The 26,806-nt window shown below is 70.5% G+C and carries 24 protein-coding genes; 10 read left to right on the top strand and 14 right to left on the bottom strand.

Features of this window, described 5'->3' with window-relative positions:
- Positions 1-42 precede the first annotated feature (42 nt).
- Positions 43-888, top strand: coding sequence for an MOSC domain-containing protein (locus tag AC1QRC_RS11055; protein WP_484203372.1), 846 nt, complete (start codon positions 43-45; stop codon positions 886-888).
- 32 nt (positions 889-920) lie between these two features.
- Positions 921-1,886 (top strand): non-homologous end-joining DNA ligase, encoded by a 966-nt coding sequence (gene ligD / locus AC1QRC_RS11050; protein ID WP_484203371.1) that lies wholly within the window; start codon positions 921-923, stop codon positions 1,884-1,886.
- Between the two features lie 4 nt (positions 1,887-1,890).
- Here the strand turns inward: ligD and AC1QRC_RS11045 are convergent, their stop codons facing one another.
- From AC1QRC_RS11045 to AC1QRC_RS11030, 4 genes are all read right to left on the bottom strand, one after another.
- Entirely contained in the window at positions 1,891-2,190 is a 300-nt protein-coding gene (locus AC1QRC_RS11045) for a hypothetical protein (RefSeq protein ID WP_484203370.1), read from the bottom strand.
- 69 nt (positions 2,191-2,259) lie between these two features.
- Entirely contained in the window at positions 2,260-3,558 is a 1,299-nt protein-coding gene (locus AC1QRC_RS11040) for a deoxyguanosinetriphosphate triphosphohydrolase (RefSeq protein ID WP_484203369.1), read from the bottom strand.
- A gap of 15 nt (positions 3,559-3,573) precedes the next feature.
- Positions 3,574-4,236 (bottom strand): response regulator, encoded by a 663-nt coding sequence (locus tag AC1QRC_RS11035; RefSeq protein ID WP_484203368.1) that lies wholly within the window; start codon positions 4,234-4,236, stop codon positions 3,574-3,576.
- Positions 4,237-4,246: 10 nt separating this feature from the next.
- A complete protein-coding gene (locus AC1QRC_RS11030) occupies positions 4,247-5,581 on the bottom strand; it encodes a sensor histidine kinase (protein ID WP_484203367.1) in 1,335 nt (444 codons plus the stop codon).
- 166 nt (positions 5,582-5,747) lie between these two features.
- Here AC1QRC_RS11030 and AC1QRC_RS11025 point away from each other — a divergent pair, with 166 nt between their 5' ends.
- The gene (locus AC1QRC_RS11025; RefSeq protein ID WP_484203366.1) at positions 5,748-7,616 is read left to right on the top strand and encodes an alpha/beta-hydrolase family protein; all 1,869 of its coding nucleotides are present in this window, start codon (positions 5,748-5,750) and stop codon (positions 7,614-7,616) included.
- A gap of 5 nt (positions 7,617-7,621) precedes the next feature.
- Here AC1QRC_RS11025 and AC1QRC_RS11020 read toward each other — a convergent pair whose 3' ends face one another.
- Both AC1QRC_RS11020 and AC1QRC_RS11015 read right to left on the bottom strand, forming a co-directional pair.
- On the bottom strand, positions 7,622-8,191 hold the full coding sequence (locus tag AC1QRC_RS11020) for a hypothetical protein (protein ID WP_484203365.1): 570 nt from the start codon (positions 8,189-8,191) through the stop codon (positions 7,622-7,624).
- Positions 8,191-8,460 carry a DUF2277 domain-containing protein gene (locus AC1QRC_RS11015; protein ID WP_484203364.1) on the bottom strand — a complete coding sequence of 90 codons (270 nt, stop codon included), beginning with the start codon at positions 8,458-8,460 and terminating at the stop codon, positions 8,191-8,193. The genes AC1QRC_RS11020 and AC1QRC_RS11015 overlap by 1 nt, the downstream gene beginning before the upstream one ends.
- A gap of 96 nt (positions 8,461-8,556) precedes the next feature.
- On the opposite strand from AC1QRC_RS11015, the gene AC1QRC_RS11010 reads away from it, so the two are divergent.
- On the top strand, positions 8,557-9,420 hold the full coding sequence (locus AC1QRC_RS11010) for a sulfurtransferase (RefSeq protein ID WP_484203363.1): 864 nt from the start codon (positions 8,557-8,559) through the stop codon (positions 9,418-9,420).
- 14 nt (positions 9,421-9,434) lie between these two features.
- Here AC1QRC_RS11010 and dusB read toward each other — a convergent pair whose 3' ends face one another.
- On the bottom strand, positions 9,435-10,661 hold the full coding sequence (gene dusB, locus AC1QRC_RS11005) for a tRNA dihydrouridine synthase DusB (protein ID WP_484203362.1): 1,227 nt from the start codon (positions 10,659-10,661) through the stop codon (positions 9,435-9,437).
- Between the two features lie 686 nt (positions 10,662-11,347).
- Here dusB and AC1QRC_RS11000 point away from each other — a divergent pair.
- Entirely contained in the window at positions 11,348-12,727 is a 1,380-nt protein-coding gene (locus AC1QRC_RS11000) for an IS1380 family transposase (RefSeq protein ID WP_484203361.1), read from the top strand.
- 523 nt (positions 12,728-13,250) lie between these two features.
- Here AC1QRC_RS11000 and AC1QRC_RS10995 read toward each other — a convergent pair.
- The 4 genes from AC1QRC_RS10995 to AC1QRC_RS10980 form a co-directional block, all read right to left on the bottom strand.
- Positions 13,251-14,156, bottom strand: coding sequence for an NADP-dependent oxidoreductase (locus AC1QRC_RS10995; RefSeq protein WP_005053937.1), 906 nt, complete (start codon positions 14,154-14,156; stop codon positions 13,251-13,253).
- Positions 14,157-14,219: 63 nt separating this feature from the next.
- A complete protein-coding gene (locus AC1QRC_RS10990) occupies positions 14,220-14,645 on the bottom strand; it encodes a cupin domain-containing protein (RefSeq protein WP_005053940.1) in 426 nt (141 codons plus the stop codon).
- Positions 14,646-14,768: 123 nt separating this feature from the next.
- Positions 14,769-16,769: a heavy metal translocating P-type ATPase gene (locus tag AC1QRC_RS10985; RefSeq protein ID WP_171197092.1), complete on the bottom strand. Its 2,001-nt coding sequence runs from the start codon at positions 16,767-16,769 to the stop codon at positions 14,769-14,771.
- Positions 16,770-16,860: 91 nt separating this feature from the next.
- On the bottom strand, positions 16,861-17,094 hold the full coding sequence (locus AC1QRC_RS10980; RefSeq protein ID WP_005053944.1) for a heavy-metal-associated domain-containing protein: 234 nt from the start codon (positions 17,092-17,094) through the stop codon (positions 16,861-16,863).
- A gap of 165 nt (positions 17,095-17,259) precedes the next feature.
- Between AC1QRC_RS10980 and AC1QRC_RS10975 the strand changes: the two genes are divergently transcribed.
- The 5 genes from AC1QRC_RS10975 (at position 17,260) to AC1QRC_RS10955 (ending at position 24,524) form a co-directional block, all read left to right on the top strand.
- A complete protein-coding gene (locus AC1QRC_RS10975) occupies positions 17,260-17,943 on the top strand; it encodes a Crp/Fnr family transcriptional regulator (RefSeq protein WP_075891835.1) in 684 nt (227 codons plus the stop codon).
- A gap of 232 nt (positions 17,944-18,175) precedes the next feature.
- The gene (locus AC1QRC_RS10970) at positions 18,176-19,555 is read left to right on the top strand and encodes an IS1380 family transposase (protein ID WP_095797264.1); all 1,380 of its coding nucleotides are present in this window, start codon (positions 18,176-18,178) and stop codon (positions 19,553-19,555) included.
- A 1,707-nt stretch (positions 19,556-21,262) separates the two neighbouring features.
- Entirely contained in the window at positions 21,263-21,934 is a 672-nt protein-coding gene (locus AC1QRC_RS10965) for a TetR/AcrR family transcriptional regulator (RefSeq protein ID WP_484203360.1), read from the top strand.
- A complete protein-coding gene (locus AC1QRC_RS10960; protein WP_484203359.1) occupies positions 21,931-22,851 on the top strand; it encodes an ABC transporter ATP-binding protein in 921 nt (306 codons plus the stop codon). Before AC1QRC_RS10965 ends, AC1QRC_RS10960 begins: the two co-directional genes overlap by 4 nt.
- Complete coding sequence (locus tag AC1QRC_RS10955; protein WP_484203358.1) at positions 22,848-24,524, top strand: ABC transporter permease; 1,677 nt, start codon at positions 22,848-22,850, stop codon at positions 24,522-24,524. Before AC1QRC_RS10960 ends, AC1QRC_RS10955 begins: the two co-directional genes overlap by 4 nt.
- Before the next feature lie 19 nt (positions 24,525-24,543).
- Here the strand turns inward: AC1QRC_RS10955 and AC1QRC_RS10950 are convergent, their stop codons facing one another.
- The 3 genes from AC1QRC_RS10950 to AC1QRC_RS10940 are packed head-to-tail and all read right to left on the bottom strand — an operon-like array spanning position 24,544 to position 26,756.
- Positions 24,544-24,954, bottom strand: a complete 411-nt coding sequence (locus AC1QRC_RS10950; RefSeq protein ID WP_484203357.1) for a GNAT family acetyltransferase — start codon at positions 24,952-24,954, stop codon at positions 24,544-24,546.
- Positions 24,955-24,957: 3 nt separating this feature from the next.
- Complete coding sequence (locus tag AC1QRC_RS10945) at positions 24,958-25,626, bottom strand: FMN reductase (RefSeq protein ID WP_484203356.1); 669 nt, start codon at positions 25,624-25,626, stop codon at positions 24,958-24,960.
- On the bottom strand, positions 25,623-26,756 hold the full coding sequence (locus AC1QRC_RS10940) for an LLM class flavin-dependent oxidoreductase (RefSeq protein WP_484203355.1): 1,134 nt from the start codon (positions 26,754-26,756) through the stop codon (positions 25,623-25,625). Before AC1QRC_RS10940 ends, AC1QRC_RS10945 begins: the two co-directional genes overlap by 4 nt.
- Positions 26,757-26,806: the final 50 nt, after the last annotated feature.

Here is a 26,806-nt window from a genome sequence, read left to right as displayed (position 1 = left end):
CGTCCCGGATGCCTCGCGTGCCGGACGCGTAGGCTGCCGGGCGTGCACCTGTCGGCGATCCACCTGCACCCGGTGAAGTCCACGGCCATCCGCCCCGTCACCTCGGCCACGGTCGGCCGTGCCGGCCTGGTCGGGGACCGGGAGTGGATGGTGGTCGACGCCGCCGGGGCGCTGGTCAGCGCCCGCGAACTGCCCCGGCTCTTCGCCATCGAAGCTGACAGCCCGGCGACCGACCCCGGACTTGCCGCGGACCTGCGGCTGCGTGCCGCGGACGCCCCCGACCTGCTGGTGTCGGCCCCCACCGCCGAGCCGGTGCCGGTGCTCCTGCACCGCACCGACCTCTGGGCTGTGCCCGCCGGGGCCGCAGCGGATGAGTGGGTATGCCGTGTGACGGGCCGGGAGGGGCTGCGGCTCGTCTGGTGTGACGACCCGACCCGGCGACGGCTGAACCCGGAGTACGCCCACCCCGCCGACCACGCGGCCTTCCCGGACAGCGCTCCCGTGTCCGTGGCCTCCACCACCTCCCTGGACCAGCTCAATGCCTGGGTCCGGGAGACCGCCGCAGACCGGGAGGAGTCGGCTCCCGAGCCGCTGCCAATGGGCCGGTTCCGGCCCAACCTGGTCGTGGCGGGGGCGCTGGAGGCATTCGCCGAGGACCGGTGGCAGCGGATCCGGGTCGGGTCGGTGGAGTTCCGCGTCCCCCGCCGCATCGACCGGTGCGTGATGACCACCCTCGACCCCGCCACGCTCCGCGGCGGGGCGGAGCCGATCCGCACCCTGGCCCGCCACCGCCGGGAGGACGGCAGGACCTGGTTCGCCATGAAGCTCATCCCCGACACCACCGGCGAGGTCACCGTGGGCGACCCGGTGACCGTCCTCGAGCCGTGACAGACACGGCATACCTGTGATGGGTTGATCTCATGGCCAAGGCGAGCAGTCCCGCGACCGAGCTGGAAGTCGGCGGCCGCACCGTGCGCATTTCCAACCCCGACCGGGTCTACTTCCCGGGGCCGAGCCACACCAAGCTCGACCTGGCCCGCTACTACCTGTCGGTCGGTGACGGGATCGTCAACGCGCTGCGGGAACGGCCGTGCATGCTGCACCGCTTCCCCGAGGGGATCACCGGGGAGAAGGTGCACCAGAAGCGGCTGCCCCGCGGCGCCCCGGACTGGGTGGAGACGGTGCGGGTCACCTTCCCGCGGTGGAACCGCACGGCAGACGAGTTGTGCGTCACCGAGCTGGGCAGCGTGATCTGGGCCGTGCAGATGTCGACCGTGGAGTTCCACCCGTGGAACAGCCGCCGCGACGACGTCGAACGACCCGACGAGTGGCGCATCGACCTCGACCCCGGGGAGGCGTGCGACTTCGCGACCGTGCGGCGGGTCGCCGGGGTCGCGCAGGAGGTGCTCGACGAACTCGGCGCCACCGGGTTCCCCAAGACCACCGGCGGCTCCGGGCTGCACGTCTACGTCCGGATCGAGCCGGAGCACGGCTTCCACGACGTCCGGCGGGCCGCGCTGGCCTTCGCGCGCGAGGTCGAGCGGCGCGCGCCAGAGGACGCGACGACCACCTGGTGGCGCAAGGACCGGGACCCCGCGGCGGTCTTCGTCGACTTCAACCAGAACGCCCGGGACCACACCATCGCCTGCGCCTACTCGGTGCGGGGCACGCCGGACGCCCGGGTGTCGGCACCGATCACGTGGGCCGAGGTGCCCGACGTGGACCCGCGCGACTTCACCGTCGCGACCATGCCGCAGCGGTATGCCGAACTGGGCGACCTGCACGCCGACATCGACGCAGCGGTGTTCGACATCACCCCGCTGCTGGAGTGGGCCGGGCGGGACGAGGCGCAAGGCGCGCAGCCCGTCCCCGACGCCGACGCCTAGCGGATCAGGAGCAGTTCTCCTGCTCCCAGGCGGTGAGGTTCTCCCCGGCCTCGGTCAGCGCCTCGGCGTCGACGCTCGTCGGGTCCTCCTCGAACTTGCGGAACTCCTCGACGATCACCTCAAGGTCGCCCTTGATCTCGTCGGGTGCGTCGTCCACCAGCGGTTCGATGGAGTCGGCCATCGCGCCGAGGTCGTTGGAGTTGATGTCCGGCGACGCCTCGCAGAAGTCGCTGTCGCCGCCGCAGGCGGCGAGGGTCGGGAACAGCAGGGCAGCGCTGAGGATGCCCGCGGATGCACGCTTCATGTTTTCTCTCCCCTTCGGCACCGGTGCTGGGCCCACTCGGCCCTCCGATCACCTGCGCCAGCGCCAACCCTATCGGGAGAGCCGGGCGATCCCCCCACCACCCGCCAGGGATCGGTGCAGCGCCAGCGCGCGGGCGTCGGACAGGCTGGCCACCTGGTCGATCACGGCGCGCCGGGCGGTCGCCGTCTCGCCCGCCGCCTCCGCGGCCTCCCGGGCCTGTCGGTGCAGCGGGTCCATCGCCGCGGGGCTGGCTCCAAAGTGCGCCACCAGGTCCGCCACGATCTGGCGCTGGTCCCCCATGACCGACTGGCGCTCGTCGCTGAGCATCACGAAGTAGGCGGCGGTCGCCTTGAGCACCACCGTCTCGGCCCGGACCTGCTCGGGGATGACCAGCTCGGCGGCGTAGCGGGTCAGCGTCCCCGGCCCGTGGCGCTCCCGGGTGGCCAGCTCCACGGTGTGCACGAAGCGGCCGATCAGCCGGCTGGTCATGTCCTTGAGCGCGGCCAGGTCGTCGCGTGACCCGTCGTGCCGCTCCGGGATCCAGGCGCTGGCCAGCAACCGGCGCAACGCCTCCGCGAGCAGCCCCGGCTCCAGGTCCGGTGCATACCACTCGCGGGCCACCGCCACGACCTGTGCCTGCTCCCCGGGCGACCGGAGCGCCCGGGGGTCGACCCGACGCGAGGCGATGGCGTCCTCCACGTCGTGCACGCAGTAGGCGACGTCGTCCGACCAGTCCATCACCTGGGCCTCCAGGCAGCGCCGGGACCGCTCCCCCGCCGGCGCCCCGCCCCGGAGCCAGGCGAACACGTCGGCGTCGTCGGGGTAGACCCCGAACTTGGCCGTCTGCACGGGAGCCTCCCCCCGTGCCCAGGGGTACTTGGTGGCGGCGTCCAGGCTGGCCCGCGTCAGGTTGAGCCCCGCCGAGCGCCCGTCGGGATGGGCCCGCTTGGCTTCCAGCCGGGTGAGCACGCGCAGCGTCTGCGCGTTGCCCTCGAAGCCGCCGATGTCCGCAGTCAGCTCGTCCAGCGCGGCCTCACCGTTGTGGCCGAACGGCGGGTGCCCGATGTCGTGCGCCAGGCAGGCCGTGTCGACCACGTCGGCGTCACAGCCCAGCGCCGCCCCGAACTCCCGCCCGATCTGGGCCACCTCCAGGGAGTGGGTCAGCCGATTGCGCACGAAGTCGTCGGAGTCCGGCTGCACCACCTGCGTGGTCGAGGACAGCCGGCGCAACCCGGCGGAGTGCACCACCCGGGCCCGGTCGCGGGCGAAGTCCTGTCGGTCGGCGCGCTTCTGTGCCGGGTCCTCGGCGACCCACCGCTCACGGTCGTATGCCGTGTAGCCGGGTGGGGCTGCATCGGGATCGGTCACGGGGGTGAGCCTATGTCAGCCAGGCGTGACGACGCCGTTCTCGTAGGCGAAGACGACCGCCTGGGCCCGGTCCCGCAGGGACAGCTTGGCCAGCACCTTGCCGACATGGGTCTTGACGGTCTGCTCCGCCACGAACAGGTGGCCGGCGATCTCGGCGTTGGACATGCCGGTGGCGATCAACTCGAGCACCTCCCGCTCCCGGCCCGTCAACTGCGACAACGCGGCTGACCCACCGCGCTGTGCGGGCCGGCGCCGGGTGACCTCCTCGATCAGCCGGCGGGTGATCGAGGGTGCCAGCAGCGACTCCCCCGCCGCGACGACCCGGACCGCCCGGACCAGCTCGTCGGCCGGTGCGTCCTTGAGCAGGAAGCCGCTGGCCCCGAGCCGGAGCGCCTCGTAGACGTAGTCGTCGATGTCGAAGGTGGTGAGCATCAGCACCCTCGGCCCCGGGTCCAGGCGCCGGGACATGATCTCGGCGGTCGCCTCCAGCCCGTTCAGCCCGGGCATCCGCACGTCCATCAGCACGACGTCGGGGCGCAGCCGGACGACCTGCTCCACGGCGGCCTTGCCGTCCGGGGCGTCCCCGATGACGCTGATGTCGGGCTGGGCGGCCAACAGCGCGCCGAATCCCTGCCGGACCATGGCCTGGTCGTCGGCGATGAGCACGCTGATCGACATGGACACCACCCTACGAGGCGGGGTCGACGGTCGTCCGGTCCTTTTCGTCCGCCTCCGGAGACGCCATCCCTGGACCTGCTGATGCCGCGTCACCCGGGGCGGCTCCGGCCCGGGCGGGCAGGTGGGCCCGCACCTCGAATCCGCCGTCCTCCGCCGGCCCAGCGGTCAGCCCGCCACCGACGGAGGCGGCGCGCGACTGCATACCGGCGATGCCCTGCCCGGAGTGGCGGCCCGGTCCCGGGCTCGCCGAAGACGGCCCGTTGTGCACCCGCAGCAGCACCTGGTCGCCGAAGTCCACGTCGACCCGGACGCGTGCCCCCGGCGCGTGCCGTGAGGCGTTGGCCAGGGACTCCTGCAGGATCCGGTAGAGCACCATGGCCGTGGCCTCCCCGCAGCGCCCCGGGTCTCCTGTCCCCTCCCAGGACAGGTCGAGCCCGGCCGCCCTGGCCTCCCGCAACAGCCGGAGCACGTCGTCGGTCCCGGGTTGCGGGACCTCCTCGGCCAGTTGCCCGTCGCTGCGCAGCACCCCGAGCATGCCGCGCACCTCGTTGAGCGCCTCCCGGGCCTGGTCGGCGATCGAGGCAAACTCCTGCGAGACCTGCGGCTCCACGCCGCCGAGCCGGTAGGGGGCGCTCTGGGCCTGGACCACCACCATCGACATCCGGTGGGCGACCACGTCGTGCAGGTCGCGGGCGATGCGGGTGCGCTCCTCGGCGATCGCGCGCCGGGCCCGCTCCAGCTCCCCCAGCTCGGTCTGCTCGGCCAACTCGCGCCGCGACAGCACCAACCAGCGCAGCAGGAGGCCCACGCCCATCACGGCGGTCAGGCCGAACACCCAGCCGGGGCTGATCTCGGCGGGCATGAAGATCAGGAACAGGGCCGTGGTGCCGACCCAGGTGGCCCCGACCAGCCGCGGTCCCTCCCGCAGCGCCACCCCGCAGACCAGGGCCAGCAGCACCAGGAAGGCCGTGACCTGCCACGGGAAGTCGAATCCGGGCAGCCGGGGGAAGAGCAGCGGGACGAGCAGACCCCCGGCGGCCCACAGTGCCCACCCGAGGAAGGGGTGGGTCCGGAGCAGCAGGAGCGGGGCCACCCCCACGGCGCCGATCACCGGCATCAGGCTGGCAGCGACGTCGTGAGTGAGCGACACGGTCGGCCAGGCGATGGCATACAGGATCGCGGTGACCACCCACAGCACCACGTCCCAGGCCCGCGGGCCGAGCCGGTTCATCCCGCGCCCGGCCGCCTGGGCCGGACGCAGCACGACGGCGCCCAGGGCGCGTCGCCCTCGGCCCGGGGTCCGCTCCGGCCGGGGGGTCCGCTCCCGGCGCGGTCTCCTGCTCATGGTCCCCGACCCTACGCAAGGCCACCCCGCGAGGCGTCATACCAGGGAGCGAGCGTGCCCTCCCCCGCCGGGGTGAGGGCGGGCCCGGACCGCGCCGGGGAGTGCGCGTGGATTCGAGCCTGCAGAGTGATCCGCTGTCGCGCAGGTAATTTCTAGCGTCCTTGGCATGCGAAACCGACGTATCCCCCTTCTCGCGCTGAGCCTGCTGGCCGTGCTCACCGCCACCGTCCTCACCGTCCTGGCCACACCCGCGCGGGCTGGCGGCGACGACTCTCCCGCGGCGCAGGCCGTGCGTGCCCTCACCACGGGGTCGGCCGCCGACGCGGCGGCCACCGTCCCTCCGGACTTCGCGGCCACCATGGGATACCTGCCGGTCCTCGAGGACGGTCACCTGGTCCGCGCCGACGGCGACTGCTCCTCCCCCGTGGCGCTGCCGGCCACCTTCGAGCCGGCCTGCCGCCAGCACGACTACGGCTACGACCTGCTCCGGTATGCCGACGCGACCGGCACCCCGCTCGGCACCTGGGCCCGTGGCTCGGTGGACGGGTTGCTCCGGCAGCGGCTGGGGCAGGTGTGCGCCGGCCCGGCGGGTGCCGCCGACGCCGCGTCGTGCCGGGCCAGCGCCCAGGTCGCGGCCACCGCGGTGGAACTGAACTCGGTGCGCCAGGGTGGTGCGCTGCCGGAGGAGAGCGCGCTGACCCGGACTGCCCTGGCGAGCTCCGCCCTCGGGGTGCTCGGGATGACCGCCGCCGCGCTCCCGGCCCGGATGGCGCGCCAGGTCCCCCGGCTGCGGCCCCCGACCGTCGGGACGACCGTCCTCGTCACCGCGGCCGTCCTGCTGTCGCTGACGCCCTCCCTGCTCCCGCGGCCGGCGTTCGTCCAGGGCCCGCTCACCGGGGTGCTGGTGGCCCTGGCGCTCGCCGCCGCGTGGTCGGTCGGCCGGCTGCGGGGGCGCCGCAGGCCGCGGGAGCTCGATGAGACCTGGAGACCGGGCCAGGTCGGCGCGCTGGCCACGGCCGTGGCCGTGGTCCTGGCCGGCGTGGTGGGTGCAGGTCTGCTCGCGGCCCGTCAGGCTGACGCCGTCGGGATGGCCGCCCCCGACCAGTTGCACTGGCCGGTGGTGGCGGCACTGGCCGGCGCCACGGCATACGGATTGGTCCTGCTGGCGCGGGGCCTCGGCCGGGCGGTGGCCCGGATGTGGGGGCTGCGTCTGGGCACGCGGCTGGCGGTGCTGGCCACCGGTGGTGCCGTGTCCCTGGCCGCAGCTGCGCCCGCCGGGGACGGCCTGCTGGACCTGCTGGACAAGGATCTGGACCCCGGGCACGTGCTGCTCCAGGAGTCGCCCGCGGGGTCCGGTCGCGTCTACGTCGCCCTGGCGGAGGAGTCGGAGCCGGCCGCGGCCGCCGAGCTGGCCGCCGACCGGCTCGTCGCGGCGGGCGGGCTTGAGGGTGAGGCCGTCATCGTGCTGGTGCCGACCGGCAGCGGGTGGGTGAACCGGGATGCCGTCGAGGCGTTCGAGGGACAGTTCGGCGCGGGGCTGAGCACGGTGGCGGTGCAGTACGACCAGTCACCGAGCTGGCTGAGCGTGCTCACCGCGCGGGCCACTAGCGAGCGGTCCGCGCACGCCGTGGTCGGCGCGGTCGCCGACCGGCTGGCGACCGTCCCCGAGCGGGAACGGCCTGCCCTGTATGTCGCGGGCGAGTCCCTGGGTGCCCTGGCCGGGCAGTCGGCGCTGCGGGACCCGGTGCTGGCGGCGCAGGTCTGCGGGGCGCTGTGGAGCGGCACGCCGGGCGGGGCGACGCTGGGCCTGCCCGGCGAGCGGTCGCTGGCCAACGCCGACGACCCCGTCGTGCACCTGACCGCCGGGACCGCGACGAGCCGGCCGGAGGACTGGGGTGCCGCCCTGTGGCTGCCCGGGGTGAGCCTGGGCACGACCACCCTGGACCTGGCCGTCTCCCTCGCGCCGGACGATGGGCACGGCCACCGGTACGGGCCGGAGCAGGACTGGGCCCTGCCGGCGTGCGGGCCGGGGTGAGGTGCTCAGCCGGGCGGGCGGTCCGTCGGGCGACCCAGGTCCCGGCCGGCGTCGGCGCCGCGCCGACCCGTGAGCGCGGCCGCCGCACGACCCAGTGCCGCGCCCACGACCGGGCCCAGCGGTCGGGGCGGCACGTCGCGGTAGCCCCCCTTGGCCAGGTCTGCCCGGCGCTCGAAGAAGCTGCGGGAGGCGCGGTCCCCGGTGCGCAGCCACGACCATCCCATGGACACGGCATACAGGGGTAGGAAGGGCAGGCCGAGGCAGGCCATCCACTGCCGACTGTGTGCGGCCTCGTGCTCGATCAGGTGCGGCCGCCGCGAGACCAGTTGGGCCAGGTCGTGCCTGCTGATCACCACGTCGCCGACGGTGAACGCGCTTCCCGTCGGGAAGGACCAGCGGTAGTGATCGGCCAGGTAGAGCAGGTCGGGTCCGCGGCGGATGTCGGCACCGCCCGCCCGGGCCACCGCCAGGCCCAACGGGGTCGACAGGTTGATCCAGTTCAGGACGTGCCGGGCCCGTGTCCCGCGGGTGATCTCCTCCGGCGGCGTGACCCGCAGGGCGGCGACACCGGTCATCAACTGGCGAACCGCTTGGCCGAGCGCTCCCGGGCCTTGGCCGCCTCGACCTCGCGGTCCTTCGGCGGCGCCGAGGTGACCAGGGAGTCCAGGAGCTCCTGGGTGGCTCTGGCGATGACGTCGATGGCGTGCTCGAACGCCTCCTCGTTGGCCTTGGAGGGCTTGGTCGCGCCGCTGACCTTGCGGACGTACTGCAGTGCGGCGGACTGCACCTCCTCGCTGGTCGCGGGGGGCTCGAAGTTGTTCAGCGGGCGGATGTTGCGGCACATGGGTCCACCCTCGCATCCCCGGGCGACAGGCACCAGTGCTGCCGTATCGTGGGGTTGCACCACCGCTGGTGCCGCGCACCCGCCGAAGGAGAGCCCGTGTCCGACCTGCTGATCGAGCCTGCCGAGCTCGCCCGGGAGTTGCGCCACCCCGACCCCGACGCCCCGCTCCTTGTCCTGGACGTGCGGTGGGAGCTGGGCCGCGGCGCTGCCGCGAACGAGGAGGAGTACCTCGCCGGCCACATCCCGGGCGCGGTGTTCCTCGACCTGGAGTCCGGGCTCTCCGGACCGACCCGCGAGGACGGGACCGGCGGCCGCCACCCGATGCCCTCGATCGCCGGGGCGACCCGGGCCTTCCGGGAGCTCGGCCTGACCGACGACCACCGGGTCGTGGTCTACGACGGGGCGACCTCGCTGGCCGCCTCCCGCGCGTGGTGGCTGCTCAACTACTTCGGCAAGGACGAGGTCCAGGTGCTCAACGGGGGCTACGCCGCCTGGGTCCGCGCCGGCCAGGAGACCAGCACGGAGGTGCCGGAGGTCAGCCACGGCGACATCGTGCTCACCCCCGGCGGACGCCGTCTGCTCGACGCCGACGGGGTCGAGCACTACCTGGACCGGCACCAGGTGGTCGACGCCCGCACCCCCGAGCGGTTCCGGGGTGACTCCGAGCCGATCGACCGCGTGGCCGGGCACATCCCGGGGGCCCTCAACATCCCGGCCCTACGCAACATCGACGAGGACGGCCGGTTCCTCCCGCCGGACGACCTGGAGCTGCGCTTCACCGCGGCGGGGATCCAGGGAGACAAGCGCACCGCGGTCTACTGCGGGTCCGGCGTGCAGGCCTGCCACATGGCGCTGGCCCTGGAGATCGCCGAGGTCGGCCACTACGACCCGGCGGTCTACATCGGCTCGTGGAGCGACTGGATCACCGATCCCGACCGCCCCGTCGCCACCGGCCCCTGACCACCGTCGTTAGCTCAGCCGCCGTCGACCGAGAGCTCGGCCTGCAGCACCGAGGCGCGCTGGGACTCCTCGAGCTCGCGGGTGCGCAGCCACCCGTCGGGAAGCGCCACGACACGCGAGGACCCGGCCCGACCGCGGGGGCCGTCGCTGGCCTCGCCGGGCCAGGGCTGGGACAGGTCGAGTCCCGAGATCAGGTCGTCCAGGGCTGCCAGGGAGTTCACCAGCCCCAACTGGTGGCGCAGGTTGCCGCCGACCGGGAACCCCTTGAAGTACCAGGCGATGTGCTTGCGAATGTCGCGGCACCCGTGCTGCTCGTCGTCGTGGAACTCCACCAGGTACTCGGCGTGGCGGCGCAGCGTGGATGCGACCTCCCCCAAGGACGGTTGCACGCGTGCACTGGAGCCGGCGAACGCCGCCGCGAGGTCGGTGAAGAGCCACGGCCGACCCAGGCAGCCGCGCCCGACGACCACCCCGTCGCACCCGGTCTCACGCACCATCCGCAGTGCATCCTCGGCCGACCAGATGTCGCCGTTGCCGAGCACCGGCACCGAGGTCACCACCTGCTTCAGCGCGGCGATCCGGGACCAGTCGGCCTGGCCTGAGTAGGCCTGGGCGGCGGTCCGGGCATGCAGCGCCACCGCTGCCGCGCCCTCGCCCTCGGCGATACGGCCGGCCTCCAGGAAGGTCACGTGGTCAGCGTCGATCCCGACCCGCATCTTCACGGTCACCGGCACGTCATACGGAGTCGCCTCCCGCACGGCCGCGGACACGATGCCGCGGAACAGCTCGGTCTTCCACGGCAGGGCCGCGCCGCCGCCCTTGCGGGTCACCTTGGGCACGGGGCAGCCGAAGTTGAGATCGATGTGGTCCGCCCGGTCCTCGCTGACCAGCATCCGCACCGCCGCCCCCACGGTCGCCGGGTCGACGCCGTAAAGCTGGATCGAGCGCGGCTGCTCCTCCGGGTCGTGCTCGATCAGCCGCATCGAGATTGGCGTCCGCTCGACCAGGGCACGCGAGGTGATCATCTCGCTCACATAGAGCGAGGTGGCCCCGGTCGCGCCCCCCGCGGCCAGCCCCTCCGCGCCGTACTGCCGGCAGAGCCTGCGGAACGCCCGGTTGGTGATGCCGGCCATCGGCGCCAGGACGACCGGGGAGTCGATCGTATGCCGTCCGATCCGCAACGGCGGAAGGACGGGCTCTGCGGTGGTCGCCGCGGGCGCGGTGCTGGTCAGGGTGGTCATCTCGCCCCCGATTGTCGCAAACGGTCGGCCGTGGTCGGGAATCGTGCGACGCCGGGCTGGGCTGCCGCCACTCCACCAGCGGCCAGCGTTGGCACGCCTTGACCACTGACACCGAGATGCGGAGACCGCCGAAACGGCGAGATCTTGCAGAGTCCATGCTTCCAGGAAAGAGACTCTTGACAGGTTCTAGAACGGGAGTACTCTCCTGCACACGGTGTGTTCCCGGGGAGTAGAGCAGACGAAGGGACGATCGCGTGAGACGTAAGTCCGTTTGTGGGGCAACTGTCGCATTGTTGGCATCCATCGCAATGCCGCCAAACTTAACCGGGGGGTACTGCAGACTACGTAATGTTTGAAGGGGTGATCCGCGATGCGAATGGAAATCCTGCACCTGGCGTTACGGTGGAACTGCTCGCGTGGCCGACTGCACGCGAAATGAACCTTCTGCGGGAGGGCGACGAATTCAGTTTGACGTTGCTCGACCAAACCGTCTCTGGCCCCGACGGCGCCTATGACCTGTCAGCACACTATGACCAGACTCCGATTTTGGGTGGATCAGGGCCTGAGCCTGGATCCGCCGGTCAGGTCGTTGTGGGTGGCGGGTCGTGAGAGCCGAATGCTCCTGTGACCAGCGAGAATGGACTTGTCGAGAGTCCCAAACGCGCTGAGCAACAGGAGCACCGGTAGTGCGCGTTTCCCACAACTTCTCCGCCGAGTTCGATGACGACAACCTGATCGCCACCGGCGGGTTGGTACCGGTGATGCTGCTGGCCGAATCTGCCGGTCTGTCGGATCTGGTCCAGGAGTACGTCACCGTCGCCGGCAGCGCCGGCGCGAACGCGCCGGTGAAGGTCGCGGCGCTGGTGGCCGGGATGGTCGCCGGCGCGGACAGCATCAGCGACATGGACCTGCTTCGCCACGGCGGCATGGGCCGGGCGTTCACCGAGCACCGGGCGCCCACGACGCTGGGCACTCACCTGCGCGGGTACAGGTTCGGCCACGTGCGCCAGCTGGACGCGATCGCCTCCCGGCTGCTGACCGCGCTGGCGGCACGAGTGCCGGGACTGGTGGGTGGGGCCGATGAGGTGGCCTACCTGGACATCGACGACACGATCCGCCAGACCCACGGGTATGCCAAGCAGGGCGCGGGTTATGGCTACAGCGGCGTCAAGGGACTCAACGCGCTGGTCTCCACGCTGTCCACGCCCACGGCGGCGCCGGTGATCGCCGGGATGCGGCTGCGTCGAGGCTCGGTGAAGTCCCCGCGCGGTGCGGGCAAGATGATCGCCCAGGCTATGGCCGCGGCCCGCAGAGCCGGAGCGGGCGGGCTGATCACGGTGCGCGCCGACAGCGCGTTCTACCAGCACGACGTCATCGCCGCGGTCCGCCGCGGCAAGGCGCACTTCTCCATCACCGCCCGGATGGACGCCGGCGTGGTCGCCGCGATCTCCCGCATCGGGGAGCAGGAGTGGGTGGGGATCAAGTATCCCGAGGCGATCTGGGACGAGGACGAGCAGCGGTGGATCTCCGACGCGCAGGTCGCCGAGATCCCCTACACCGCCTTCACCTCCCGCAAGAAGGCCGACCACGTGGCTGCCCGGCTCATCGTGCGCCGGGTCAAGCGACTGAACCCAGCCTCGGCCACCGCCGAGCAGGGCGAGCTGCTGGCCGCCTACCGCCACCACGCGATCTTCACCGACTCCCCGCTGTCGATGCTCGCCGCGGAGTCCGCGCACCGCGACCACGCCATCATCGAACAGGTCATCTCCGACCTGAAGGACGGGCCGCTGGCCCACTGCCCCTCGGGGGTGTTCACCGCGAACAGCGCCTGGGCGGTGCTGGCCGCCATCGCCTTCAACCTCACCCGCGCCGCCGGAGTGCTCGCCTCGAGGTTCCACGCCAAGGCCCGCACCGCCACGATCCGCGCCCAGCTCATCAACGTGCCCGCCCGCATCGCCAACCGCGCCCGCTCCTGGCTGATGCACATGCCCAGGAACTGGCCCTGGCAGCAAGCCTGGGCCGCGCTCTTCGACGCCGCCAGCGCCCCACTACCAGCGGCGGCTTGACCAACCGCCCTGTCCCGACGAGAAGGAAAGCGAAAGTGGAAAGGCCGGGCAGACCGGCAGATCACGCACGCCCTTCACGAGCACCGACCGACAATCTCCTCCCCGAGCACCCCTCAATGCACTCCAAAGACCCGCTCGGCGTATCCAGGCTCAGTCGTTGCGACGGTCTGTGGATGACCCGGAGCCGAGGCGTCGCCCGGTCCATGCACGTTCAGCAGACGTGCGCCTTGCTGGCTGCATCCACAGAGCAGTACAGCAGCGAGTGCGACCGTGGCGAAGGTGATGGAAGCAACGCCGCCAGCGGTGACCGCACCGATGCCGACACATGCACCCGCACGCGGCTGCGGAGCGCGCGTCTCCAGCACATATCGCGGTACGATCGACATCGGGACCCTCCCCACCCTCTCGGCTCATCCGGGCACGTCGAGCTGAGCCCCTGTTCAGGAGCAATGCAGTGGAGCGTGCCCGCCCCGAATGAAAAACGCGTGCTCACCGCGCCCCGTCCGGCCTCGGTGGGCTCGCCTCAGGGCACTACGACGATCTTTCCGGCGGCATGTCCGGTTTCGACTGCGGCAATCGCCTGGCCTGCTTCATCCAGGCCGAACTGGGCGTCCACGTGCGGATCGACGAGCCCGTATTGGATCACCTCGGTGATCTTCCCCATAGCCTCATTCGTGCGTGCCAGGGCCAGGCCGCCCAGCTCGGCGGCGGTGTCCGGATCAGCCGCTGAGATGATCCGGGTCCGGTCGGGCACCAGGTCCGCGACGGCGCGCAGCGCGTCCCCACCGACGAGGTCGACAATCAGATCTGCCCCGTCGGGGGCGATCTCGCGCACCCGTTCGGGCAGGTTCGGACCGGATTCGACGAAGATGGCACCGGTGGACTGGACCAGGCCCCGCTTGGCTGCGCTGGCCACACCGATGACCCTGAACTCGTGCACCCGGCCGATCTGTGCGGCCATCAGTCCCACCCCACCGCCAGCGCCCAATAGCAGCAGGGTCTGGCCCGCTTCGAGTTCGATCTGGTGGGTGGCGTCATAGGCCGTGGCCGCGGCTACCGGGATGGTGGCGGCGTCGGTGAAGGAGATCTCCTCGGGCTTGGCCACGGTCGTGGACGCGCGCAACACTGTGTGCTCGGCCAGCCCACCGTGCCCGGGTGCCACCAGCCCGAGCACTTCGTCGCCCACGGCGAAGTCATCGATCCCGTCGCCGAGCTGGGTGACCACGCCGGCGGCCTCACGTCCCATCGGCGCCGGCAGGCTCCAGTGATGGCCCAGCTGGCCCTCGCGGATCTTCCAGTCGGCGGGGTTCACTCCGGCGGCCCGTACCTCGATGGCCAGCTCTGCGGTCCCGGGCACTGGAACAGACCGGTCGATCAGCTCCTGGGTCTCGGGCCCGCCGTAGTCGTTGAACACGTAGACCTTGGACATGGGATGGACTCTCTCTCAGTGGTTGGATTTGGCGTCGCAGTGGGTTCGCCAGGACGGTGTTGTTCAGTGCCGCGGTGGTTCGTCTCGGCCGGCGGCCTCGGCAGCGTCGGCTTCGCCCTTTGTGGCGAAGGCGACACCGATAGCGTGTTCCGGCGGGCTGTAAACGGTGTAGAGCACCAGCGACTCCTCGCCGGTGTTGCGGAAGTTGTGCTGGGCGCCGGCAGGAACCGCGCACTGGTCGCCTGCCTCGATGGGGTGGGTGTGGCCGTTGAGGTCCGCCTCGCCGGTACCGGAGACAAAGGTCAGGATCTGGTCGGTGTGTTCGTGGACCTCGTCCCCGATCTCGCCACCGGGCGGGATGGTCATGACGACGATCTGGGCGTGTTCGCCGGTCCACAGCACCTTCCGGAAGTCCGGGTTGTCCCTCGCGACGTCCGCGATGGTGAAGTGCTCGACGTTGTCTCCAAGGGTGAAGCTCTTCTCGGTCATGGCTGATCTCCTCTGCTTCCTGTATGGCTGTCTCTATGTCGCTGTCTGAGTTTTCGTGCTTATCGCGTCCTCGGGATGACCCGGAGGCGTGCGGGCCCCAGGGCCCCGGTGCGGATTTGGATGTCAGGCGGTTACCTGCTGTGCCCCTTTCTCCGTGGTCCTCTCGGCCGGTGGCGTCGTGGTCGAACCGCGGGTCTTCCTTAGCAGTCGCATTGCGTTGATGATGACGACCAGTACGGAGGCTTCGTGGACGAGCATGCCGACGGACATGGTCACCCCGCCGGCGAAAACACCGGCCAGCAGCAGCACCACGGTGATCAGGGCGATCGCGATGTTCTGCCGCATCACGGCCACGGTCCGCTTGGCCAGGCCGATGGCCTCCGGCAGCTTGAGCAGGTTGTCACCCATCAGGGCGATGTCCGCGGTCTCCACGGCCACGGCCGAACCGGCCGCACCCATCGCCACGCCGATGTTCGCGGTGGCCAGCGCCGGGGCGTCGTTGACGCCGTCCCCGACCATGGCCATCACGTGGCCCTGGCGCTGCATCTGCGCGACCACGTCCAGCTTGTCTTCTGGGAGCAGGGAGGCGTGGATCTCGTCGATCCCGGTGGCCTTCCCGACGGCCTCGGCCACCAGTCGGGTGTCACCGGTGAGCATGACCACCTTCTCGACACCGGCTCGATGGAGCCGGGCGACCATCTCGGGGGCATCCTGGCGGATTTGGTCGGCGACGGCGACGACGCCGATCACCTGGTCGTCGACGGCCACGATCATCGGCGTCTTGCCTTCGGAGGCCAGCGCTTCCGCCGCCCGAGCGGCGCTGCCGTCGTCGGGAACGCCGTACTGGTCCAGCAGCGGCGGGTTGCCGATGAGCACCCGCTGGCCGGCAACGTCGGACACGATGCCCTTACCGGGGACCGGGGTGACGGTGCCGGGGACCCCGTCGGGGGCCACCCCCTCATCGCGCGCCGTCTGAAGAATGGGACGGGCCAGCGGGTGCTCCGACCCGGCCTCGGCGGCCGCGGCCCAGCGCAGCACGTCGGCACGGTCCCGTGCGGAATCCAGGACCACGACATCGGTGAGGACAGGTTGGCCCTCGGTGAGGGTGCCGGTCTTGTCCACGGCGACCGCCGAGATCTTGGCCGAGGTCTCCAGGAACTCGCCGCCCTTGATCAGGATGCCATTACGGGCGGCCCGGCCGATGCCTGCCACGATCGCGACCGGAATGGAGATCACCAGGGCGCCGGGGCAGCCGATGACCAGCAGGGTCAACGCCAGGACCACATCACCAGCGATCAGTCCGGCCGCCAGTGCCAGCGCCATGACGGCGGGGGTGTACCAGCGGGAGAAGCGGTCCATGAAGGCCTGGGTGCGGGCCTTGGCGTCCTGGGCCTCCTCCACCCGGTGAATGATGCGGGCCAGGGTGGTATCCGCGCCGATGCCGGTGGCCAGCACTTGCAGGAAGCCGCCGCGGGAGACAGTGCCGGCGAACACCTGGTCACCTTTGGATTTCTCCACCGGGATCGATTCGCCGGTGATGGAGGCCTCATCGATGGCGCCGGAGCCGGAGACGACCTGGCCGTCCACGGGGACCTTCGAGCCGTTCTTGACCAGGACGATCTCGCCCATTCTCACCTGTCCGGCAGGGATCTCCTGTTGTTCACCATCGCGCACAACGACGGCGGAATCCGGGGCGACGGCGACCAGCTCGGCCAGGGCCGAGCGGGTCTTGTTCAGGGTCGCCGCTTCCAGAGCGTGTCCGATGGCGAATAGGAACGTGACCGCCGCGGCCTCCCAGAAGTTGCCGATGATGACCGCGCCGATGGCCGCCACCGACACCAGCAGGTCGATGCCGATGACCTTGGCGATCAGCGCGCGAACCGCCTTGATCACGATCCCGTAGCCGGCGACCACGGCGGCGGCGACCATGAAGGCATCCGCGAGGGTGAAGACCGCGGTGGCATGGGTGGCGTGGGCGCCGGCATCGAGCCACCACTGGGGGCTGATGGTGAGGTTGGCCGCACCCTCGGCCAGCCGTTGAACGGCGAAGGAGATGATGATGAGTACGCCGGACACGACGGGGACCGACCAGTTCCCATAGACCCATTTCTGGAGCCTGTTCACTTTCGGGTACGACCTTTCTGCGATGAGTGCCAGCGGACCGGCAGATCGGGTATGAGCGAAAAATGTGCGACCCCACAGGGGCCCGCGTGCCTCAGAAGGCTGAAGGAGTGGCCTTATAGCCGGCCTTCGCCACGGCAGTCACGAGGTCATCCACGGAGACGCGCTCGGCGTCGTGGTCGATCTCGATGCGGGATGAGGCGAAATGGACCTTCACGTTCTCGACACCCTTGAGGCGGCCGACCTGCTTTTCGATCTTCGCCACGCAGGACGGGCAGGAGAATCCCTCGGCCCTCAAAAGGGTGTGGGTGGCGGTGGAGGTAGTCATTGTGAGAATCCCTTTCTTGGTGGTGTTCCGTATTGACACCTTCACGATAGGTTCGCGCCACTGCGAACTCCTTGACCCAGGTCAAGTCCGGACGGCACCGTACGAGGCGCCCCCCTGGGGCATCTGGGACGGTGGCGCCCGCGCCGATTCCGGTAGGCTTGAGGCATGTCTGAGGATGACCTGTGCGTAGCTCGCGTACCGATCTTCCAAGGACTGACGCGCCAGGAGCAGCTGCACGTCGCCGACTTCGTTCGCCCGGTGTGCGTCCACAAGGGGGATATTGTTTGTTCCCCCGGACAGTCGGTGTCGCGTCTGCTGGTGATGCACAGCGGACAGCTCAAGGTCAGCCACACGGCGGCCAATGGTCAGGAACAGATTCTGCGAACGGTGACAGACGGTGATGTCGTGGGAGAACGGGCCTTCCTGACGGGCCACCGCCCGGTCGACCTCGTCGTCGCGCTAGAAGACAGTCGGATGTGCGTCTTCGACCACGCCGACCTCTCGGCCCTGCTCCGCGACTACCCCGACATCAGTCAGCGGATGCTGCGGACACTCTCCGACCGGCTCTCCTCAGTCGAGCGACTGCTGGGCGCCGTCACCTCCAGCGACGTCAACGCCCGCGTGGCGGCCTACCTGCTAGATCTGCCCGGCAGCATGCGAGCAGGCGTACCCACGGTGAGGCTGCCGATGGCGAAACAAGACATCGCCGCCTACCTCGGAACCACGCCCGAAACCCTGAGCCGACGCCTCGCCGCGCTCTCCACCTCCGGCATCATCGAACTCCACGGACGCCGAGACGTCTCCATCCTCGACATTGATGCACTCGAACACGTCGCCACACCCCGATAGCCCGGTACCGTCAGGATGCATCCGAGACGCATCGATACGTCGATCACGGGTCGCGCCAGGAGGATCGAATTCCGACGGCTAAAGGTACGGGTGGTCGCGGTCGCCGTCATTGAACCTGGATCCGCCGGCCGGATCGGGCTGAGGGGCGGGTCGTGAGAGCCGAATGCTCCTGTGACCAGCAAGAATGGACTTGCTGAGAGTCCCAGACCGCTGAGTTACAGGAGCATCGGTAGTGCGAGTTTCCCACAGCTTCTCCGCTGAGTTCGATGATGACAATCTGATCGCTGCCGGTGGGCTGGTGCCGGTGATGCTGCTGGCCGAGTCGGCGGGGCTGTCGGACCTGGTCGATGCGCACATCACCCTGGCCGGCAGCGCCGGTGCGAACGCGCAGGTGAAGGTCGGTGCGCTGGTCGGCGGGATGGTGGCCGGGGCCGACAGCATCAGCGACATGGACCTGGTCCGCCACGGCGGGATGGGCCGGGCGTTCAGCGAGTTGCGGGCTCCCACGACGCTGGGCACGCACCTGCGCGGCTATAAGTTCGGGCACGTTCGCCAACTGGACGCGATCGCTTCTCGGCTGCTGGCCGCGCTGGCCGCTCGGGTGCCTGCGCTGGTGTCCGGCGTCGATGAGATGGCCTACGTCGATCTCGACGACACGATCCGCGAGACTCACGGCTACGCCAAGCAGGGCGCGGGATACGGCTACAGCGGCGTCAAGGGCCTCAACGCGCTGGTGGCCACGTTGTCGACGCCCACGGCGGCGCCGGTGATCGCCGGCATCCGGCTGCGCAAGGGCTCGGTGAAGTCACCGCGCGGGGCGGGCAAGATGATCGCCGAGGCCCTGGCCGCGGCTCGCAGGGCAGGGGCCGGGGGCATGGTCACGGTGCGCGCCGACAGCGCCTTCTACCAACACGATGTCGTAGCCGCGGTCCGCCGCGGTGGCGCGCACTTCTCCATCACCGCGCGCATGGACGCGGCCGTGGTCGCCGCCATCTCCCGCATCCCCGAGGAGGCGTGGGTGGGAATCAAGTACCCCGAGGCCATCTGGGACGAGGACGAGCAGCGCTGGGTCTCCGACGCCGACGTGGCCGAGATCCACTACACCGCCTTCACCTCTCGTAAGAAGGACGACCACACCAGCGCCCGGCTGATCGTGCGCCGCGTCAAGCGACTCAACCCGCGGTCGGTGCCCCAGGGCCAGGGCGAGATGTTCAACGTCTACCGTCATCACGCCGTGTTCACCGACTCCCCGCTGTCGATGCTCCAGGCAGAGGCCGCTCACCGTGACCACGCCATCATCGAGCAGGTCATCGCCGACCTGAAGAACGGTCCGCTGGCCCACATGCCCTCGGCAGTGTTCACCGCCAACAGCGCCTGGACCGTCCTGGCAGCGATCGCCTTCAACCTCACCCGCGCAGCCGGGGTGCTGGCCTCGCGCTTCCACGCCAAAGCCCGCATGGCCACCATCCGCGCTCAGCTCATCGCCGTCCCAGCCCGCATCGCCAACCGTGCCCGCACCTGGCTGCTGCACCTACCGCGCAACTGGCCCTGGCAGCAGGCCTGGGATGAGCTCTTCGAGACCGCCAGCGGCCAACTGACAGCCGCCACCTGACCAGCAAGCCCTGTCCCGACGAGAAGGGACCGAAAGTGGAAAAGCCGGGCAGACCGGCAGGTACCGCGCGCCCCCCGTCAGCACCGACAGTCAGGCCATCCACGAGCACCGCTCAATCCGCTCCAGAAACCGGCTCGGCGGATCCAGGCTGAGGTAGATGTCGATGTCGTCGCGTACGGCAGTGCCGGCCAGGCGGCAGTCTTCTCGACATCACGTGGCGTAGACGCCGAAGCGCAGGTGCTTGCCGTCATCCCGGAACTCAACTCCACAGAAGGCGGACTGGACCACACCGGTGGGAGCGCCACGGCAACGGCAGAAGCCGATAGGAACCCGATCTCTCTGGGCACGGCGCGCGCTGCGAACACGCAAGTCGACGGCCTACAACACTTGGATTTGATGCTGGCTCAGCCATCGACCCCGCCATCCGTTGCTAGAAACCACACACCAACGGCCAATTGCCACAGCGGGGTCCTAAAGCAGCGCTACAACAATATTACTACGTACATTGGCGGGACATATTCTTCGGCGAGTGGCACGCAGGACCTCGTATACACGACGGGGAGAAGTGCCCGCTTGACTCAAGGTTACCGCGCTGGACTCGATAACAACAACGCTTTCTCGAATTCAACGGAGATTGCGAGGTCAACTACAGTATCAACAAACTGGGCACCCGTGACGACAGTCGGCAACAGAGTCCACGCGACCAGGTTCAACTACGGTCGCTACCAGATGTGCGCCGGCACGGTTCCAGTCTTCTACCAAAGAGTCAAGGCGATCGGACATGCGGGAGGTACGGAAACGTTCACTGCCTCCGCGATCTCAGCAGCATACTGCGTTCCGCTGGAGAAGGGGTCCAGTACCTCCGTCCAATCCTCGCGCGCCGTCACGTGGTCCGCGGGCATCAAGTTGGGCCACACGAATGTAGGAGTCAATCTGAAGTCCAACGCTGGATTCTCTAGTGGCATCAAGAATACGGTAAAAGCACCTTCGACGGCAGCTCGCGCCTACTGCGGGCGGCAAGGGTACCCCGGGGAATCACCGGGGCAAGTGATGTTGCGCCCACGCTCAGCGGCCCCGTAGTCCCGGAAGGTCTGCTCTCGTGAGTCTTGCAGCGCGCCACTGGACGTCCCTTGCGGCTCTCGCGGCACTAGCCTGGGCCACTGTCGCCGGATGCAGCGGCGAGCGCCTGCCCTCCGAGGACGTTGCTCCTTTGGCCGCGGGCGCCGTGCGTGCCAGGGCAGAGGATGCTGCCACGGTCTGCGCAGCAGCCCAGGAGGGCGATACCCGCGGCACAGTCGGCTGGGACGTGCTTGAGAACACAGGCGCGAGCACCGCGACTGATTTCCGAGTTGTCCCAGGAGAATCGGGCGAACTACGGCTAACAGGTTGGGCACTGGTTCCCCTCGGGTCCCCTAGCGTCCGGATAGGGAGCGGGTGGACCGAGCCTCCCGACAGGTTGACCTCCCTTCCGACGGGCTCGCGCGCGTTTCTCGTCGTCGGACTTGAGTTACCCAACGGTGGAACGTTAGCCGAGCTCAGTCCCGTGACTGTGGAGTACGAGCAAGACGGGGTGCGGTACGGGTTCACCACCCTCACCACCCTGCAGGTTGCCGTCACCGTGTGCCCGTAGCCTCCGGGCCAACACGCCAGGCTCCGTGACTGAAGCCTGCCTGGCGCCGGACTAAACGTTCGTTTAGTCTATTGAACATGAGTTCAGCCAGCACGACCCCATCCCCGAACGACCTGACGGCGCGGGCCCGGATCAGGGATGCCGCGATCCGCCGGTTCGCCGAGGACGGGATGGGCACCTCGCTGCGTGCCATCGCCGCGGAGGCGGAGGTCAGCGCGGCGCTGATCCTGCACCACTTCGGGTCCCGGGCGGGGCTGCGCCAGGCCTGCGACGACTACGTGCACGGCGAGATCGTGCGGGCCAAGAGCTCGGTCCTCCAGCAGACGGGGGCCGGGAGCGCCCTCCTCGTCGAGCTTGCTGCCATCGAGGGCTACGCGGTGCTGGTCGGCTACGTGCTGCGCGCCGTGCAGGCGGGTGACGACTTCACCGCGCAACTCATCGAGGGGATGACCCGGGACACGCTGAGCTACCTGGAGGACGGGGTGCAGGCGGGGACGGTGCGACAGAGCCGCTTCCCAGAGGACCGTGCCCGGATGCTCGTCAACTGGTCCCTGGGCAGCCTGTTGCTCAACATGCCCACCCCGGAGGGACGCCTCGACCTGACGACCCTGCCGACCACGCTCCGCACCTACACCGACGCACTCATGGGTCCGGGGCTGGAGCTGTTCACCGAGCCCATGCTGACCGACTCCTCTCTGCTCGAGACCTACCTGACCTACCGCGACCCCCCACCCGAGGAGACACCATGAGCGCGCTCGCCATCGAGGTCAACGACCTCACCAAGAACTTCGGCAGCTTCCGGGCACTGGACCAGTTCAACCTCACGGTGCCGACCGGATCCGTCGTCGGATTCCTGGGCCCGAACGGCGCCGGCAAGTCGACCACCATCCGGGTGCTGCTCGGCATGCTCCGCGCCGACTCCGGCCGGGCGAGCGTGCTCGGGCTGGACCCCTGGGGCGAGGCGGTGCAGGTGCACCACCGCATCGCCTACGTGCCCGGCGACACCAACCTGTGGCCGAGCCTGACCGGCGGCGAGATCATCGACGTGCTCACCCGCCTCCGAGGCGGCACCGGGAGCGCCGGGACGCGGCGACGGGCCGAACTGATCGAGCGGTTCGAGTTGGATCCGACCAAGAAGGCCCGCACCTACTCCAAGGGCAACCGACAGAAGGTCGCCCTCGTCGCCGCACTGTCGACCGAGGCCGAGCTCTTCCTGCTGGACGAGCCGACCTCGGGACTGGACCCCCTGATGGAGGCGATCTTCACCGACGAGGTGCAGCGGCTGCGCGACGAGGGTCGCACCGTCCTGCTGTCCAGCCACATCCTGGCCGAGGTGGAGAAGCTGTGCGACACCGTGACGATCATCCGGTCCGGCCAGGACGTGGAGAGCGGCACCCTGGCCCAGCTGCGCCACCTCACCCGGTCGACGGTCGCCGCCACCACCAGCGCCGACACCGCGCAGCTGGCGGGCGCCGAGGGCGTGCACGACCTCACCCACGACGGGTCGAGCCTGCGCTTCCAGGTGGACGACGCCACGTTGCCCGCCGTCCTGCCCCTGCTCAGCACGCTGGGCGTGGAGCACCTGACCATCACGCCGCCGTCGCTGGAGGAGCTGTTCCTGCGGCACTACGGCGACGATCTCAGTGACACGGAGCCCGCCGCATGACCGCGACGACCACGAACTCACGCTCCCCCGCCCCCGAGGCCGCCGGCGGGGCCCGGCACCGAGCAGCCGGTTCCAGCGGGCGCTGGGCCGGGACCGCCGGCCTGCTACGCCTCTTCCTCCGGCTGGACCGGATCAGGATCCTGATCTGGAGCCTGGCCATCGCCGGGACGATGTGGGTCACCGTCGCCTCCCTCGAGGTGGCCTACCCCGACGCGGCCGCACGACAGGCGCGTGCCGCCCTGATGAGCAACCCCTCGGCGGTGATGATGTCCGGCCCCGCGTTCGGCCTGGACAACTACACGTTCGGGGCGATGGTGGCCAACGAGATCAGCCTGACCCTGCTCGTCGCCACCGCCATCATGGCCATCCTGCTCACCGTCCGGCACACGCGGGCGGAGGAGGAGTCCGGACGGATGGAGACGCTCCGCGCGCTCCCGGTCCACGCGGTGGCGCCACCGGCTGCGGCCCTGCTGACGGTCGCCAGCGCGACCGTGGCAGTGGGCGTGGCCTCCGCGCTCGTCCTGATCGCCGCCGGGCTGGCGGTGGCGGACTCCCTCGCCTTCGGGCTGGCCCTCACCGTCACCGGCATGGTGTTCGGGGCGGTCGCGGCGGTGACCGCGCAGGTCACCGAGCACGCCCGCGCCGCCAGCGGGCTGGCGATGGCCGTGCTCGGTGCCGCGTTCCTGGCCCGTGGCGTCGGCGACATCGTCGAGCCGACCGGATCCTGGCTGTCCTGGCTCTCCCCCATCGCCTGGGCACAGCAGACCCGTCTCTACGTCGACCTGCGCTGGTGGCCGCTGCTCCTGTCGGCTGCCCTGGTCCTGCTGCTGCTGTCGGCAGCGGTGGCGCTGACCCGGCGCCGCGACCTGGGCGCAGGCCTGCGGGCTCCTCGGCCAGGGCCGGCCACGGCGGCCACCGGACTGCGGTCGGTGCCCGGGGTGGCCCGGCACCTGCTGCGCGGGCCGGCCCTCGGGTGGGGCGTCGGGCTGTTCCTCTTCGGCATCGCGATGGGCTCGCTGGCCACCTCCCTGGAGGAGGCCCTGGCGGATCTGCCCGAGGAGGTCGCCGCCATGCTGGCCGCCGACCCGGACTCGATGACCAACTCCTTCTCCGCTGTCATGCTCTCCTTCCTGATGATCGGGGTGATGGCCCAGTCCGTCGGCGCCGTGCTGCGGCTGCGTGCCGAGGACGACGCGGGGCGCGCCGCCCTACTGCTGACCGCGGGAGCGTCCCGGACCCGGCTGTTCCTGGGGTGGGCCGCGGTCGCGGCCGGTCACACGGTGCTGCTGGTCCTGGCCTGCGGTGTCGGGATCGGCATCGGCGTGGCGGCCGCCGAGGGCGACGCAGGGTGGATTGCCTCCGTCGTCGGGGCATCGCTGGCCTACCTGCCGGGGATGCTGGCTGTGGCCGCTTTCACGGCCCTGCTCGTCGGAGCGGTCCCGAAGTGGGCGGGTCTGGCCTGGCTCGTCGTGCTGTTCAGCGTGGTCGTGGTCTGGTTCGGCCCGATCCTGCGGCTGCCGGACTGGGCGACGCAGCTCTCCCCCATCGAGCTGACCCCGTCCCTGCCGGCGGACGCGCTCGCGTGGGGCCCCCTGCTCGGCCTGGGCGCCGCAGCCCTCACGCTCGGGGCGCTGGCCCTGGCAGCGTTCCGGCGGCGCGACCTCCTCGCCTGAGCGTCCACCAGCGAGCGGATCAGAAGCGGCGCCCCAGCACGGTCACGTCGGACTCCTCGTAGCCGAGGCCCTCGTAGAACCCGAGGGCCTCGGCGTTGTCACGGCGCACCATCAGCTGGAGTTTCGGTATGCCGTGCCGCTGCACCCAGTCCTCGCAGGCCGCCATCATGCGGCGGCCGTGCCCGCGGCCGCGCCATCGCTGGTCGACGGCGAGGTAGTAGACCCAGCCGCGGTGCCCGTCGTGCCCCACCATCGCGGTCGCCGCGAGCCCGACCTCGGGCAGGTAGCCCCCGAGGACCGTGGAGTCCGGCCCCCGCACGGCCCGGCGCAGGTCCGCGCCGGCATCGTTCCAGGGCCGGGTCAGGCCCGCAGCGGACCACAGGGCCACGGCCGCACCGTGGTCTGCCGGGTCGAGCGGTCGGACCTCCACGGGTCAGCGGTCGCCGCGCAGCAACTGCTCGAACGGGGTGATCGAGTCGTCGTCGAGGACGTCGACCCGGCCGACCTCGTCGACGGCCGGAGCGGCAAAGCCGGCCACCGACCCGCCGGTCGCCACGATCCGGTCCGCCAGCTCGGCGGCGGCCCGCGAGATCCGGCGGTCCAGCCCCTCGACACCGTCGCGCCCGGCGCCGTCACCACCGAAGTCCTCGGTGGCGGCGAACACGCCGGTCGGCACCACCTGGGCGCGCAGGTAGCTGAACAGGGGGCGCAACGCGTAGTCCAGCACCAGGGAGTGGCGGGCCGTCCCGGCCGTCGCCGCGATCAGGACCGGTGTGCCGGTGAGCGCCCCGGGGTCGAGCAGGTCCACGAAGGATTTGAACAACCCGGCGTAGGAGGCGGTGAACACCGGGGTCACGGCGACCACCGCAGCCGCGCCCGAGACCGCGGCGAGCGCCTTGCGCAAGGCGGCTGACGGCATACCGGTCACCAGGTGGTCGGCGATGTCGCGCGCCAACGGCCGCAACTCGACCACCTCCACCTCCAGCGCCTCGCCGCGGGCGGTGACCTCGCGGGAGACGGCACCGGCGATCCGGTCGGCGAGCAGCCGGGTGGAGGAGGGCTGGCTCAGCCCGGCCGAGATGACGACGAGACGGCGGCTCATCGGGAGCCCTCCCCGACCTCGGCGCGGGCCGGGCCCAGGGCGGCGTTCGGGTGGTCGATACCGGCCTCGACCAGTGTGGCGTGCGTCGGCGGGTCGGACGGCACGTGCGCGGGGCGGCGCGACTCAAACTCCCGGCGGAGCACCGGGACGACCTCGCTGCCGAGGATCTCGATCTGCTCCAGCACGGTCTCCAGGGGCAGCCCGGCGTGGTCCATCAGGAACAGCTGGCGCTGGTAGTCACCGACGGAGTCGGCGAAGGTCAGCGTCCGCTCGATCACCTGTTGCGGGCTCCCCACCGTCAGCGGGGTGTCGCGGGTGAACTCCTCCAGTGACGGCCCGTGCCCGTAGACGGGGGCCACGTCGAAGTAGGGGCGGAACTCGCGGACCGCGTCCTGGCTGTTCTTGCGCATGAAGACCTGACCGCCGAGGCCCACGATCGCTTGGTCGGCCGAGCCGTGGCCGTAGTGCTCGAACCGGCGGCGGTAGAGCCCGACCATCCGGGCGGTGTGCTCCATGTTCCAGAAGATGTTGTTGTGGAAGAAGCCGTCGCCGTAGTAGGCCGCCTGCTCGGCGATCTCGGGGCTGCGGATCGAGCCGTGCCACACGAAGGGCGGCACACCGTCCAGCGGACGCGGCGTCGACGTGAAGCCCTGCAGCGGGGTGCGGAACTTGCCCTGCCAGTCCACGACGTCCTCGCGCCAGAGCCGCCGCAGCAGGTGGTAGTTCTCCACGGCCAGGTTGATGCCCTGGCGGATGTCCTGGCCGAACCACGGGTAGACCGGCCCGGTGTTGCCGCGCCCCATCATCAGGTCGACCCGACCTCCGGCCAGGTGCTGGAGCATCGCGTAGTCCTCGGCGATCTTCACCGGGTCGTTGGTCGTGATCAGCGTGGTGGCCGTCGACAGCTGCAGCGTCGTCGTCCGTGCGGCGACGTAACCCAGGAAGGTGGTCGGCGACGAGGCGAAGAACGGCGGGTTGTGGTGCTCGCCGGTGGCGAAGACGTCGAGTCCGACCTCCTCGGCCTTGAGGGCAATCGCGACCATCGCCTGGATCCGCTCGGCCTCGGTCGGGGTCCGACCGGTCGTCGGGTCCATGGTGATGTCACTGACGCTGAAGATGCCGAACTGCATGGTTGCTACCTTCCCACGGGACCGACGTACGCCGATCGTGATTGAATCTT

The sequence above is a fragment of the Ornithinicoccus sp. genome (assembly GCF_057176825.1).
Note: the sequence above shows the minus strand (reverse complement) of the source record. Positions and strands in the feature narration are given on the sequence as shown.

Excerpts from the sequence above, each read along its gene's own strand:
- ligD (WP_484203371.1), top strand. The coding sequence starts at position 921 with ATGGCCAAGGCGAGCAGTCCCGCGACCGAGCTGGAAGTCGGCGGCCGC.
- AC1QRC_RS11045 (WP_484203370.1), bottom strand. The coding sequence starts at position 2,190 with ATGAAGCGTGCATCCGCGGGCATCCTCAGCGCTGCCCTGCTGTTCCCG.
- AC1QRC_RS11035 (WP_484203368.1), bottom strand. The coding sequence starts at position 4,236 with ATGTCGATCAGCGTGCTCATCGCCGACGACCAGGCCATGGTCCGGCAG.
- AC1QRC_RS11030 (WP_484203367.1), bottom strand. The coding sequence starts at position 5,581 with ATGAGCAGGAGACCGCGCCGGGAGCGGACCCCCCGGCCGGAGCGGACC.
- AC1QRC_RS11025 (WP_484203366.1), top strand. The coding sequence starts at position 5,748 with ATGCGAAACCGACGTATCCCCCTTCTCGCGCTGAGCCTGCTGGCCGTG.
- AC1QRC_RS11020 (WP_484203365.1), bottom strand. The coding sequence starts at position 8,191 with ATGACCGGTGTCGCCGCCCTGCGGGTCACGCCGCCGGAGGAGATCACC.
- AC1QRC_RS11015 (WP_484203364.1), bottom strand. The coding sequence starts at position 8,460 with ATGTGCCGCAACATCCGCCCGCTGAACAACTTCGAGCCCCCCGCGACC.
- dusB (WP_484203362.1), bottom strand. The coding sequence starts at position 10,661 with ATGACCACCCTGACCAGCACCGCGCCCGCGGCGACCACCGCAGAGCCC.
- AC1QRC_RS10995 (WP_005053937.1), bottom strand. The coding sequence starts at position 14,156 with ATGTCCAAGGTCTACGTGTTCAACGACTACGGCGGGCCCGAGACCCAG.
- AC1QRC_RS10990 (WP_005053940.1), bottom strand. The coding sequence starts at position 14,645 with ATGACCGAGAAGAGCTTCACCCTTGGAGACAACGTCGAGCACTTCACC.
- AC1QRC_RS10980 (WP_005053944.1), bottom strand. The coding sequence starts at position 17,094 with ATGACTACCTCCACCGCCACCCACACCCTTTTGAGGGCCGAGGGATTC.
- AC1QRC_RS10975 (WP_075891835.1), top strand. The coding sequence starts at position 17,260 with ATGTCTGAGGATGACCTGTGCGTAGCTCGCGTACCGATCTTCCAAGGA.
- AC1QRC_RS10965 (WP_484203360.1), top strand. The coding sequence starts at position 21,263 with ATGAGTTCAGCCAGCACGACCCCATCCCCGAACGACCTGACGGCGCGG.
- AC1QRC_RS10960 (WP_484203359.1), top strand. The coding sequence starts at position 21,931 with ATGAGCGCGCTCGCCATCGAGGTCAACGACCTCACCAAGAACTTCGGC.
- AC1QRC_RS10955 (WP_484203358.1), top strand. The coding sequence starts at position 22,848 with ATGACCGCGACGACCACGAACTCACGCTCCCCCGCCCCCGAGGCCGCC.
- AC1QRC_RS10945 (WP_484203356.1), bottom strand. The coding sequence starts at position 25,626 with ATGAGCCGCCGTCTCGTCGTCATCTCGGCCGGGCTGAGCCAGCCCTCC.
- AC1QRC_RS10940 (WP_484203355.1), bottom strand. The coding sequence starts at position 26,756 with ATGCAGTTCGGCATCTTCAGCGTCAGTGACATCACCATGGACCCGACG.